12 protein-coding genes are annotated in these 13,973 nt (G+C 26.4%); all 12 read left to right on the plus strand.

Annotated elements, in window-relative coordinates:
* Window position 1 precedes the first annotated feature (1 nt).
* The 12 genes from prfA to MCORR_RS01805 all read left to right on the plus strand — a co-directional run bounded on the left by prfA (window position 2) and on the right by MCORR_RS01805 (window position 13,972).
* The gene (gene prfA, locus MCORR_RS01750) at window positions 2-1,096 is read left to right on the plus strand and encodes a peptide chain release factor 1 (RefSeq protein ID WP_104207876.1); all 1,095 of its coding nucleotides are present in this window, start codon (window positions 2-4) and stop codon (window positions 1,094-1,096) included.
* Window positions 1,086-1,940, plus strand: coding sequence for a peptide chain release factor N(5)-glutamine methyltransferase (gene prmC / locus MCORR_RS01755; protein WP_104207877.1), 855 nt, complete (start codon window positions 1,086-1,088; stop codon window positions 1,938-1,940). Before prfA ends, prmC begins: the two co-directional genes overlap by 11 nt.
* A 7-nt stretch (window positions 1,941-1,947) precedes the next feature.
* Window positions 1,948-3,396 carry a hypothetical protein gene (locus tag MCORR_RS01760; protein ID WP_104207878.1) on the plus strand — a complete coding sequence of 483 codons (1,449 nt, stop codon included), beginning with the start codon at window positions 1,948-1,950 and terminating at the stop codon, window positions 3,394-3,396.
* Window position 3,397: 1 nt separating this feature from the next.
* On the plus strand, window positions 3,398-3,889 hold the full coding sequence (locus MCORR_RS01765) for a Sua5/YciO/YrdC/YwlC family protein (protein ID WP_104207879.1): 492 nt from the start codon (window positions 3,398-3,400) through the stop codon (window positions 3,887-3,889).
* Window positions 3,890-3,894: 5 nt separating this feature from the next.
* Window positions 3,895-4,527, plus strand: a complete 633-nt coding sequence (locus tag MCORR_RS01770) for a hypothetical protein (RefSeq protein ID WP_104207880.1) — start codon at window positions 3,895-3,897, stop codon at window positions 4,525-4,527.
* A 59-nt stretch (window positions 4,528-4,586) separates the two neighbouring features.
* Window positions 4,587-5,504, plus strand: coding sequence for a hypothetical protein (locus MCORR_RS01775; RefSeq protein WP_104207881.1), 918 nt, complete (start codon window positions 4,587-4,589; stop codon window positions 5,502-5,504).
* Between the two features lie 10 nt (window positions 5,505-5,514).
* Complete coding sequence (locus MCORR_RS01780) at window positions 5,515-6,189, plus strand: hypothetical protein (protein WP_104207882.1); 675 nt, start codon at window positions 5,515-5,517, stop codon at window positions 6,187-6,189.
* A 27-nt stretch (window positions 6,190-6,216) separates the two neighbouring features.
* Window positions 6,217-7,764 (plus strand): cardiolipin synthase, encoded by a 1,548-nt coding sequence (cls, locus tag MCORR_RS01785; protein ID WP_104207883.1) that lies wholly within the window; start codon window positions 6,217-6,219, stop codon window positions 7,762-7,764.
* 9 nt (window positions 7,765-7,773) lie between these two features.
* Window positions 7,774-8,298: a hypothetical protein gene (locus tag MCORR_RS01790; RefSeq protein WP_104207884.1), complete on the plus strand. Its 525-nt coding sequence runs from the start codon at window positions 7,774-7,776 to the stop codon at window positions 8,296-8,298.
* 715 nt (window positions 8,299-9,013) lie between these two features.
* The gene (gene oppB, locus MCORR_RS01795) at window positions 9,014-10,222 is read left to right on the plus strand and encodes an oligopeptide ABC transporter permease OppB (RefSeq protein ID WP_104207885.1); all 1,209 of its coding nucleotides are present in this window, start codon (window positions 9,014-9,016) and stop codon (window positions 10,220-10,222) included.
* Between the two features lie 11 nt (window positions 10,223-10,233).
* Complete coding sequence (gene oppC, locus MCORR_RS01800) at window positions 10,234-11,187, plus strand: oligopeptide ABC transporter permease OppC (protein ID WP_104207886.1); 954 nt, start codon at window positions 10,234-10,236, stop codon at window positions 11,185-11,187.
* A 19-nt stretch (window positions 11,188-11,206) separates the two neighbouring features.
* Window positions 11,207-13,972: an ABC transporter substrate-binding protein gene (locus MCORR_RS01805; protein WP_104207887.1), complete on the plus strand. Its 2,766-nt coding sequence runs from the start codon at window positions 11,207-11,209 to the stop codon at window positions 13,970-13,972.
* The last annotated feature ends 1 nt before the right edge of the window (window position 13,973 follow it).

Genomic DNA, 13,973 nt, shown 5'->3' on the forward strand with positions numbered 1-13,973 from the left:
AATGAACCCTAAGACATTAGAAGCATTGGAAGCAATGCAAAAAAGAGTTCATCAAATAGATGAGAGTTTACAATCTTCTGAAGTTATTTCGGATGTTAAAAAATTTACACCCTTAAATAAAGAAAGAGCATCTTTAATTGAAGTTGTTGATGAGTATATTAAATACAATGAAGTAATAAAGAATATTGAAGAAGCTAAACAAATAATTAGTGAAGAAAAAGATCCAGAAATGCTAGAGTTAGCAAAAATGGAATTAAGTGAAAACGAAAAAATTGAAAGAAAAATAGTTGCAATAATTGAAGAAATGCTGCTTCCTAAAAACCCGAATGATGACAAAAATGTAATTATTGAAATTAGAGGAGCAGCTGGTGGAGATGAAGCTAATATCTTTGCTGGTGACTTAATGAGAATGTATAGAATTTATTCTGAAAAACAAAATTGAAAAATAAATATATTAGAGTCATCTTCTTCTGAAGCTGGTGGTTTTTCACAAATTTCATTTATGGTTAAAGGTGAAAAAGTTTATTCTAAACTTAAATTTGAGTCAGGTGCGCATCGAGTACAAAGAATACCAAAAACAGACACTAAAGGAAGAATACAGACATCAACTGCTACAGTTGCTGTTTTACCTGAAATTGATGAAGTAGAAATTGAAATTAAAAACTCAGATCTTAGAATTGATACTTATAGATCATCTGGAGCAGGTGGGCAAAGTGTTAATACAACAGATTCAGCTGTTAGAGTAACTCATATTCCAACAGGAATTGTAGCAGCTTCACAAGATGAAAGAAGTCAATATGCAAATAAAGATTTAGCAATGGCTATGCTTCGAGCAAGAGTTTATGAGGCTGAACTTGAAAAACAACAAGCCCAAGCTGATGCAACTAGAAAAAGCGCTGTTGGAACTGGGGCTAGAAGTGAAAAAATTAGAACTTATAATTACCCTCAAAATAGAGTAACAGATCATAGAATAGGATTAACACTTAATAAACTAGATCAAGTTATGGAAGGAAATATTGAAGAATTTATTATTGCTTTAGTTAACGAGGAACAAAGAGCAATAGTTGAAGAACAATTAAAGCAAAATGATAATTAAAAACGCAATTAAAGCTTATGAGTTAATTAAAAATGATTTTCCTATTTTTTCAAAGTCTGATGTTTATGAGTTAATTGAACATATTTCTAAAAAAAAATATGATCTTTTGGTTTTAAATCCTAATGAAGAATTACAAGTAAATTTTTTTCGTAAATATTTAAAAATAAAAGTAAAACTTAAAAAGGGTGTGCCGATAGCTTACATAACTAAAAATAAAATGTTTTGTGGTTTAAATTTTAAGATAAATAACAAAGTTTTAATTCCAAGAAATGAAAGTGAATTAATTGTTCAGTATGCTTGTAACTTTTTGAAAAACAAAAAAAATATTAAAGTATTAGATCTATGTTGTGGAAGCGGTTGCATTGGAATAAGCACTGTTTATTTAAATCGAAAAAGTATTAATAAAATAACTTTTGCAGATATTTCAAAAGCTGCTTTAAAAATAACAAAACAAAATAATAAGTTATTAAATCTAAAAAATAATGTTAAGTTTATAAAAGGTGATTTTTTAGACCCTTTTATTAATAAAGAAAAATTTGATTTAATTTTATGTAATCCCCCGTATATAAAGTATGGAGATTTAAATGTTTCTGATAGCGTTTTTAAGTACGAACCACATATATCTTTATTTGCAAAAGAAGAAGGTTTGTATTTTTACAAGAAAATGTTTGCTAATATAGAAAAATTAGTAGACATATCTAAGCCATTTAATATAATTTTTGAAATTGGTTGAGATCAAAAAGAAAAATTAGAAAAATTGATATCATTAAATCCAAATATAAAATATGAGTTTAAAGAAGACTTTTCAAAACTTTGAAGAAATCTTATAATAAGTAATAAGTAGGAGATATATGCAAAAACAAAAAATAGTTTTAAAATCTAAAATGTTAAATTTTAGGATTAAAGACACAAATGAAGATTTTCAAAAATTTAATGTATACTTATATAAAGTATCATTTTTTAATATAATTATTTTTTGTTTAACTATAATTCCAATAATAGTTTTCAGTATTACTTTTTTTGTAGATGTCAATTTGAAATTCTATTTCGACCATTATAAAGAATTGTCAAAAATTGTAGATTTACCTTCAAAACAAACAATCCTAACCCCATTAGCAATATCATGAGTTTTTATTACTTTTTGCTTAATGCTTATTTTGTTTTTAAAACCAGTTATAACATCAAAAACAATAAGCAACGGATATAAAAATTTGTATTGAGTTATTCTTTTATTATTTGAAATTACAGTATTTTTATTAGCAGCTATATCACAATATTCGCATAATCAATATCAAAACTTTTTTGATTTTCAATCGTTATTAAATCCAAATGAATTAGTTGATGGAATTTTTAAAGAAGCTACAACGTTCTTTGCAAAAAATAAACAAAATTCTTATAAGTGGGTAACAACTGATTTGTTATGGTGATTTCTTTTTTTACAATTCGCTGTAGTTTTTATGATGTCTTTAAGTATTCAAAACTCGATAGTTCTAGATGTTGATCAACTAAATATTGATAACTACATTACTTACATCAATAAAAAACAAAAAAAAATAACATCTTCTAGAATTAAAGAAATTTTTTCAAAAGTGTTTAATAATTCTGATAGAACCTTAGCGGCTTGAACAATAATCACAGCTTTTTGTATTTTAATACCTTCTTTAACTTATATTTTTTTAACATCTTTTAATTCAACAAATATAGCAAAACTATCCTCTTTTATTGATTCATTCCCTAATTTTGCTAGACAATTTGACACTTCACCCCAACTAGTCAATGGATATGAAAATTTAATAATATTTAGTAATAAGTATTTTGCATATTCTTCATTGCCTGTGATTATAATTGGTATAGCTCTTTCAATATTAGTTTATTTTGTTTCTGTTTTAACAAGAGGTAATAGTAATTCTCAACAAATATTTATTTTACAATATGGTTTAACAGGTGTTATGTTGTTGTTAGTTCTGGGTGTTATATTTTATTCAGAAATAGAAATTAGTTCATTGTTAAATACATGAAATGAAAATAAAGATAACTCAACAATCGGAAGCAATTATTTAAAAGAAGTTGAGGTAGTAACTGGATACAATTGAGAACAAATTAGCAATCATTTCAATATTGATAAATTTCGTAATCGAGTAATTTTTAAAATTGTTAGCCCAATTAACATTTTTTCACAATTTATTGTTTTGACATCAACTCTTATAACTAGTTTTGCTATTGTTGGAAAAAACATTTATGATAAATCTAATTTTAAAAATAATCTAAAATCTAAACTAACACAAGCGAGAATTAAATAGTATGTTAAATAACTTACAAATAAGTGATGCAGTAAATAGACTTTTAAATCAAGAATTGGTTATTATTCCAACTGATACAATTTTTGGAATTTCAGCTATTTATTCAAGTTCTAACATCAATAAAATTAATAAAATTAAAAAATCAAAGAAATACAAACCTCTTATTATTTTAATAAGTTGCACTTCACAGCTTGAAAAATTAGGTATTCATGAAAAACTATTATTACAAGAAAAAATAACATATATTGTTGAAACAAAAAATAAAACTACTCTTGCAATAAGAATGATTAAAAGAAAAGATATAAAAAAAATAGTTGATTCAGTAGGCCCAATAATATCAACAAGTGTAAACTTTCATGGCAAAGAAGCTATAAATACAGAAAAGGAATTAATTGGATTTAATAAAAACATTCAAGTTTTTTTTGATAAAGAACCAGATGACATACACCCATCTAAAATTTATAATACAATTACAAAATTATGAGTAAGATAAATAAAATGATAGATAGTTTAAATTTAGCAGAATGATTAGTGTTTGAAGATAACTTAGCAAAAGTTGATCCAAAAAAATTGCAACAGTTTCACCTTTGTTTTCCTCACTACACAAAATACTTAAACAAGAATATTTTTAACATAAAGATTGACGCTAATTTTATTACTCAAAAGTACCCTTTTGTAAACCAATTAAATGATCAAATTTTATTCGATATATCGCAAAGAAATGAGCTGATTAAACAAATTGTAAAAATTTCTATTAAACAAAGAAGTTCTAGTGAAATAAGATTTCCAAATGAAAGTTGTGATAACAAAAAGATTGCAACATATGCTAAAACAATTATTAAAAACTTAAATAATTTTATTTATAAAAATAAAATAAATAAATTTTGAACTGATGTTGTTTTAATTAACAATAATAAAATAACACCTTATATAAGTAACATAGAAATAATTTGTACAAATGGAAAAGAATACTTTATATTTTTATTGAAGTTTTCTAAATCCCCATATATTGATAAATATAAATATGAATCAGAACTTATTAATAACACTATTAGTGAGTTATTTAATATTAAAATAAAAGAAACAATACTTTTAAACATAATGTCTGAGCAAGCTATCTGTAAAATTTAGATTAGGTTTTTTAAAGGTTAAAAGGTATAATTAATTAAGCTATATTTATAAGGAGAAAAATGAAAAAAGAATACGACATAATTTTTGATTATAAGGACAATAAACATTTTAACCAAGATTTAAATGGTCTAATAAGAAAATCTAATAATGAAAATTTCGAAAAGTGAATTTTCAAAAATAAAAATTTAAATAACTTTTTACCAGTTACAATTATTAATGAGAAAAATGAAATTATTGCAGCTTTAGGAATTACTAAATTTGAAATTTTTATTGGTGATGAAAAATGCACAGCAATTCAATTAGGTAACTTATTTTTGAAAGAAGTTCATAAACATGAAAATCTGGAAGTTGAATTAATTAATGCAGCAATAGATAAATACTCAAACGTAGTAGATATTATTATTTCATTTTCAAATGATATTGATGAGCACATTTATGAACAAACTAAGTTTAAAAAAACTAAAGAATACCTTTATTTTTTAAATTGAAAACACAATGAAGATACTGTTAGAAACAAAATTAAAAAACTTGATTTAGATTTACTACAAGACTTTGAAATTATGACTGAGAAAATTAAACACTCAACTAAACAATCTTCACATTTAGATTCTAAGTTTGATAGTTCTATTAAAACTTTTAATATTTTAAAATATTTTGCAAATGATACTTATCACATACCCAGTTTAGATGTTGTTGTTTGTTATAAATATAATAAAGATGTGTTTGATCTTATATCAATTTTTGCGCATGATAAAGTAGATATTGAATACTTACTAAAAATTATTGTACCAAAACATATTAAAAGAGTAGACTTTGGTTTTATTCCAGATTTAAAAGAAGGTTTACACATAGCTAATACAGACATTTTTGTTAGAAGTTCTGAAAACAAAATTAAATCGACTCTTTGAACAAAAGAAATTACAACAAATATTAGTGACAGCAAAATAATATTCCCAATTTTATCTAGACAGAAATAAAAAGGTAGTTATGAAAAATCACAAAAAAATAAAGTCTTACAAAATATTTATTAAAAATCACAAAAAAATTTTTCAAAAAATTGTTTCTGATGAAGGCTTTGATAATTCACAAGTTAAAAAAATATTTAAATTATCTCAAAAAAACATTATTTTGAGACTTTTTTTAAATGTCGTAACAATTGAAAAAAAACATTTAAGCAGTTTTTATAATGAAGCAGTTTTTTTATTAATAATATTTTGATTTATTGACAACGATTTTGAATATAAAAAAAATCAAGACCAATTTAATTTTCAAGTAAAGTTAAAAAATTTTTTAAATAATTTAACTATAAGTAGTGATTTAAATTTAGAAGAAGAAATTTTAAAAAGTTATGATACTGAAGATTTAAAAAAATCGCACAATGATATTCTTAATAAACATAATTGATTTAAACTATGTGGAAACATATTCGCATCCATTAGCTTAGAAAAAAAACAAGAACTTTATAACTATGGATATTTAGTATCATTGTTTATTTTTATTTCCTTTCAGTATAAAAAAATAAACATAGAAAACTCTGAAAATTTATACATTTATAAACTTAATGCAAATACTAAATTAAATGAAGCTACAATGAAATTATCACCAATACAATTTAATCATTTAATATTGAAAACAAATCATTGATTAGAAAAATTAAGTTAGACAAAATTATTAGCAAAGGATAATATTATGAAAAAACCAATAGTAGTAACATCATCACTAATTTGTATATTCTTAACTGCTTTTTTACTATATTTAGCCTTGAATGTAGGTTTAACATTTCTTTTTAAAACACCCATTACACTTATTTCTGTTTTGGTTTCTACTCACATTTTAGCTATATTGTGAAGTTTTGTGATTTTAGGTAATAAAAAAAGAAGAATTGAAACAAGAATAAGGTGAACAATTTATATATGTCTTGTGCCCTTTTTTGGTATTGTTTCATATTTATTTTTTGGTAGACCTTACAAATACAAAAAAAATAAACTTTACAAATACAAAAATGATAAGCATTCTAATCTTATGAATATACAAAATTCTTTTGAAAATTTATCTGATCTAACTAAACAAAGCCCTCAATTCAAAAGAGCATTTATATCATCGCTTAAACAACAAAATCAAAATATTTACAAAAATTTTAAAGTTGATTTTTTAAAAAACGGAAATGATTATGTTCAAACTTTATTATCTGAACTTAAAAAGGCTAAAAGATATATATTGATAAATATGTTTATAATCGAAGAAAGTGAATTTTTGGATCGTGTTTCAGAGATACTAATTAAAAAACTTAAAGAGGGTGTTGAAGTTTATATTATTTATGATTTCTTAGGATGCTATAATCAATTTAGAAGAACAAAGAAAAAACTTAAATTAGCAGGAGCCAAAATGTTGGGATATTCACCTGTGCATTTTCCTTTTATTGTTTGAAAAGCAAATTATAGAAATCATAGAAAAGACATTGTTATTGATGGTTTTTATGGTTTTGTTGGTGGAATTAACATTGGAGATGGTTATTGTAATATAGGATCTAAATTTGGATACTGAAACGATTCAGCTTACAAAATTAGTGGAGAAGTAGTTAAAGAAATAGAAAATATATTTATTCGTGACTGAAACTTTTATAGCAAAAAGAAAATTGATAACCTTTCTTGAAAAACAACTTTTCATGAAAAAATTGAAAATAATCAAAAAGAATTTATTCAAGTTGTTGCTAATGGACCAAATCACCCTCGTTCTACTCATTTAGATGTTTTGCTTTCATTGATAAATTCAGCTCAAAAATCTATATGAATAAAAACACCATATTTTATACCACCCCCAGAATTATTAGATGCACTTTGTTTAGCTGCTAATTCTGGTTTAGATGTTAGGTTAATGATTCCTGGAAAGACTGATAAGTTTATGATTTTAGACGTATCTAAAAGCAGAACTAAAAAATTGTTTGAGAGTAAAGGCAAAATTTATTCTTTAAATAATACTTTTCTACATGAAAAAACTTTTATTTTTGATGATTCAATTAGTTTTGTTGGAACTACAAATTTAGATTACAGAGCACTTTTTTCAGATCAACAAACAATGGTTTTAGTTAAATCAGAAGAGCTAAATAAAAAATTAAAAAATAAAATGGAACATGATTTTAATATCGCATACAAATATTCTAAGGTGCCATTAAAACATGCCAAACCACTTAAAAGATTAATTATTAAAATTTTTAATGCGATAGCACCAATTCTTTAAGGAGGATTTATGGTTAAAAAAATTTATGATTATGTCAATGATCAGTACTTAATAATTAAAAGCTATTTTTTAATTTCTAATTATGATTATGAAATTTGTGATTTTATTAAACAAAATAACTTAATTACAAATATTGCTCAGTTAAAAGAAACTATTGCTATTTTAAACAAAACAACTTTAGTCAATGACTCAAGTTTTGAATTAGAATTGCAAGAAAGTAAACTTATCTTATCATTTTTGTTAGAAGTTCTTTTAGAACTTTATAAAAAGTCAAGTTTTAGTGAAACAATAAATGAAGCAATTTATAGTTTCTACATAACTATTTTAAACGAAAATAAAGATTTAATAATATCTTCTACTAATCCAATTACACTAGCTTTTAAAAATTTAGAACATTTTGAAAAACAACCTTTAAAAAAACAGCACGAAACTATCAAAAATTTTTTAAATTGTTATTACAAAGATAAAAATTTTTTATTAGCTTTTAGTAAATACATTAAATTATTAAAAATAATTGAAAAAATAATAAGCTAACTTTTGAAGTCTGTTAATAGGTAAAAACAAATTTTACAAAATTTGCTCTGTTTATTATAAATTTAAGTGTGGAAGATTGTTTTTCCCACTTTTTTTGATAATAAATTCATTTTGAATTTTATTACTTGTGATAGATGCTTTGCTTTTTTCAATTTTCAAAAAAAGCTTTATTTGATTTTGCATTATATGTAAATCACTTATTCCTTTAGTTTAAAATAACTTTTTTTGTTCTTATAAAACAACTTATAACAACAATTGCTTTTTGATTAATGCTTTTTCTTAAGCAATTGATGAATAAACTCAAAAGTGTTTTTTACAAGGTTGATTTTTGTTCTTATTTCCATAACTTAAAAATATAATTTTAAGTTATGCATCACGTATATTTACCTATTCATTAATACAATATAATTTAAAATTTAATAAGTTTATATTTAGAACTCTAAAAGTACTTGCTTTTTTTTTTTTTTTTGTTAACATTTGAAATAAGATAAATTAGATTTGAATAACAAAAAAATCTTATTACATTGCAGTGCAATAAGATTAACCATATCCTTAACTTTTTTATCTCATATTTTAATAGGTTATTTAAGTTATTTGATTATAATTATTATTTTTATAAATAAGAAATAAAAAGCTTATATTTTTTACTATATATTTTTTTAAAAATTAATAATTCTTAATAATTCGTATTTTATTTATTAAAAAAGGAGGGGATATGATTGAAAAAGCAAATAATAAACTTGATGATTTAATAGAGAAAGTAAGTCACCATTCAGTTAATAAAAGATCAAGCCAAAATTTATTATATCACCTAAAATATTTTTTTGGAGAATCTAATAATAAAATTCATGAATTTACAAAAAAAACTCCTTTATTCTTTTACTCATTAAAAAGAATTGGCTACTCGTTATTAACTATTTTAATGGCTGTAATTGTAATTTATTGTTTATTTCACTTTGTTATGAAAGATGAAACTTTAATTAAAGATTTGAATGGTGTTATGGATAAATTAAAACTTTTTCCAGGTAATGCTAAGTATGAAAGGATTGTATCAAGTAGAAAAAAAATGGTTGGTTTAGATGGGCCTTTACTGTATCAAATATTTATATATATTCGTAATATAATTCCGGTAATTCCTAAAACAGTTTTTATTCAACCTAAATTATTGGACACAGGAGATTTAGTAGCTACCCCAATCAAAACACTATTCTTTTTAGGTTTATCTGTTACTGATTTACCAGGATTCCATATGCAAACACCAGTTCAAACAATTTTCAAAGATGCTATGCCTAGCTCATTCAAATTAGGTTTTCCCGGAGTTTTATTATCATATGTTTTCGGAATTCCGCTAGGAATTATTGCTGGAAAAAATAAAGATCGTAAAGCAGATCGCTTAATCAATGCTCTTTGTTCTGTTTTCATGGTTATTCCTGCTGTTGTTACAATAACGATATTTTACAGTGTATCTTTATCAATTGGAGGAAGTACTTCATGAGTATTGGGTGGTATTGAAACTAAAATATATGCAATTCTTTGTGTAGTTATCTTTTCTTTTTCGGGGATAACTTTATATACTCGACGATTAGTTGTTGATGAAATGACAACAGAGTATACTAAATTTGCTCAATCAAAAGGTTTAAGTTCTCGCTATATATTCTTTGTACACATTTACCGTAATGCTTTTATTAAAATGGCGGGTTCAATTCCAGCAACTTTCGCAAGTACCATTTTCGGACTTAACATTTTAGTCGAAGGTAAATGAGGAGTTCGCGGTATGGGTAGTTATGTAAGTAATGCAATTAATGGGAATGATATTTTTGTCGCTATGGGATATGTAGTTATTTCTGCAGTGGTTGGGGTTTTTGCAGGTTTATTAGGGGATCTATTAACTGCTGCATTAGACCCTAGAATTAAATTTAGATAGAGAGGTAAATAATGGAAAATAAATTCAATTATGACATTAATAATTTAGATGATAGTTTATTTGTTATTGTTGGTGATGATGTAACTATTGCTGAACACATTTCGACAAAACCCTATAGTTATTGAAAAACAGTTTTTTCAAAATCATTTAGAAGTCCGACATTTATTATTTGCACATTTATTCTCTTGGTTTTTATTACTATGGCTTGCTCTGTTGCAATTGGGAAACCAGCTGTTCCAAGAGACTTCGTACCTTCACTCCCAGAACCTCCATCACTACAACATTTATTCGGAACTGGCAAAAACGGTCAGGATTTATGAACTTCAGTTTGAGTTGGTTCCCGAACAACGTTATGGTTTGCGATTGTTATATTCCTTATTCAAGCATTTATTGGTATTCTTTTAGGATCAATATGAGGATTTTATTCTAAATTAGATTTGTTGTTTATTCAGGTTACTAATTTTATTACTTTGATTCCTCAACTAGTTTTATTTATGATGATTATTTACATTTTAGGACAAGGCGCTGGCGTTGGTATCCTTGCTGTGTCAATTACTTCTTGGATAGGTATGGCTTCCACAATTAGGTTTCAAATCATTATTGCAAAACATACAGAATATAATATTTCCTCAGTTATTGTTGGTTCTAAAGGACCTAAAATAATTAGAAAAAATATTATTCCAAAAATTTTACCAATTATAATTTATCAATGTTCAACAGCAATCCCGGCTGCATTTAGTATTGATGCTTCGTTAGCAACATTAGGTATCGGAATTGTAAAGCCTGGTGATAACCAGAATACATCATTAGGTATTTTAATGTCAAGTGTTATGTCGGGAACTGATTGACAAAGATACCCCCACTTGTTAATCATTCCACTAGTTTTCGTTGGTGGACTATCATTAGTATTTTATTTAGTTGGAAAAGTTCTAGCTGATTCATTAGATCCTAGAACTCACAGATAAAAAAATAGAAAGGTTATTTATGAAAAATATCGAAAATAACAAAAACTTAAGAAGTTTTTTAAAATCTAAAAGCATGCCACTTTTATTAATATCTACTTTAACAATTTCAGCTTCTTCTTTAGCGGTAGTTTCGTGTAATGATGGGATTGCTTTATCAAAGTTAGCTAACCGATCAATTGACACAAGCGTGCGACACTTAACTTTTGAAACACCTCCTACTTCTTGGAATCCTGTCCATAATAATGATGGAGGAACTACATCATACTTAGCCGACCTTTTTGCAGGTGCTTTGTCTGTCGACCAATTCGGAAGAATTTATGGTGATGCCTTTGAATCGGGTTATGCATCTGCTGAAAAAGGTGGGAAAAGTATTTATGTTGGCAATGATTCTAGTGATGAAACAATTGATTTATCACATTGAACCTATACAGTTAGAGATAATGCTTATTGATCACACGCTAATGGTCAAAAAGTGAGAAAGGTTAAAGCTTCTGACTGAGATAACACAGCAATGTATGTTTTAAATTTAAATTCTCAATCTGCAGTTTATAACTTATGAACCGCTTTCATTTTAAATACTGACGTTATGCAAACTGTATTATCTGCTAAGATGTCAGCTTTAAACGCTAATAAACCTTTCGACAGCAATAATTATTATAAAGCGCCAGTTGTTGAAAATAATGAATTGAAAAGTGAAGGAACACCATTAAAAGAAGTTTATTATGATATTGTTAGAGAAATTAACAGTATGAAAGAAAATGGAGGGACAATTAAATATAACGAAGTTTATGCAACTGGTTCAGTAGTTGTTTATGACCCAAATACCCTAGGGACTGATGGTAAACCTGTTGCAAATAGCAAAATTCTAGATATGGATTATGTTTTAGAGCAGGACCCAGAAACAAAAGAAATAACTTGAGAAAAAGATGGTCAAAGATATACAAATCTAAAACCAGTCAAACTGGAAAAAGATGCTACATTAGAGCAAGAAATCAGTGTCTCTGCAGGCGGGTATGGGTTAATTACAAATGATGAAACACGAAGTGTTGAATTTAAATTGAAAAAAGAGGCTCCTTATTTTGAAACATTACTAACTTATATTGCTTTTTCTCCTTTAGCAGAAGAAATTGTTAAAGGTGGAAAATTGGCAGATGGCCAACCTTCTGAAACTGGTGTTTACAGTGGTGCATATTTACCTACAAAATTAGATTTTACTAAAGAAATGATTTATGAAGCAAACCCTAACTATTATTTTAGAAACCTAACAACAATAACAAAACAAATTTACACAAATGTTGCTGGTGCTTCTACTTCTAGCGAAACTGCAAGACTACAATTTGAAAAAGGTGAAAGAGAAGCGTTTGGACTTTCTGGTGCGACTAGCGGAGATAAAAAAGGTTGGGCAAAATATATTGGTTCAGATAGTGAAAACCCAATATTCCCAGGTGTTCAGGTAGGAAGACCAATATCGGCTTCAAGCGAAATTATTATTTATAACTATTATAATGGTTACATTGACAATCCAAATGATGAGGAGCATTATGACACGGCACTAAGTGCAAGTAAATTATTGCAACTTCCTGAGGCAAGAGCATTTATTTCAACTGGAATTGACAGGTCTAGATACATTAAACAATTAAGTGAAGAATTTGATACCCCAGGTACGCCTTCAAAAAACATAATTAACTTATATACTTCGCAAACAACAGCAACAAATGCCGTAGATCAAAATAAAGATTATGTTGAATATTTCCATGAGCAAGCATCACAAATATCAGGCTTAGATTCTAATGATTTTGCTCAAGGTGGTGATGCTTTTCTAAATCAATCAAAAGCACACGTCAATAAAGAACAATCTGAGCTAATTGATACTATAAAAGAATATATTAAAATTAATAATCTGAAGACTGTTGAATCTGGAGAATATAAAGGAAGAGTTAGAATCGGGTTTTTAAATGGGGGAGATCCTTATTTAAATTCAATGCTTGACCAGTTTAATAGTTCAATTCCAAATAACCCAATTTATCTAGAACTTGACAAACCTGTTGGTGATGAAGGTAATGCACGTGTTAGAGCTTCTAAATGAGATATTTACACAGCGGGATGATTACCTGATTATGCTGACCCATACACTTATTTAAGTACAACCTTTATAAAGGGTGATTATACAGATCGTTTTGGTGGTGAAAGAATTTTAAATAAACTTAAAGAAGCAAAAGGTGATATTACTAAATATCCATTAGCCGCTAAATTGCCTTCTTCAACTTATGAAAAAGCAATTCCTGAAGGGTACACGATTGCTAATAATGACACATCAACAGCAAACCAATTTGCCACAATGTTTGCAACAAGTGGTGAAGGCAATAAAGTTACTGAAATTTCAAGAAACGCACCCGATTCTGCTACACAGTTATTACTAGCTGAATTTAAAGCATATGAAGATAATGTAAAAGCAACTGATCTTGGAGAGGTTCATAACATTACTAAAAGATATAATGAGTTTTCTAAAGCAGAATATGATTTGTTATATAAATACTTTTTAATTCTACCTTTATATAATAGCGCTGCATATCGTTCATATAGTGTTAATTATATAAGAAACCAATCTGGTTCATATGCAACCTATGGTTCATCATCTGACAGAACTTTCTTATATAAATTGAATGAAAAATTGTGAAGTCGTTCTCAAAACCGAGTGTGAATTAACTTTTTAAATGGTGAGCGTGCAAGAATGGCTGCTGACCCCACATATAAAAAAGAAGGGAACAGTTTATTTATAAAATAAA

The sequence above is a fragment of the Mesoplasma corruscae genome (assembly GCF_002930145.1).
GTDB classification, from domain to species: Bacteria; Bacillota_I; Bacilli_A; order Mycoplasmatales; family Mycoplasmataceae; genus Entomoplasma; species Entomoplasma ellychniae.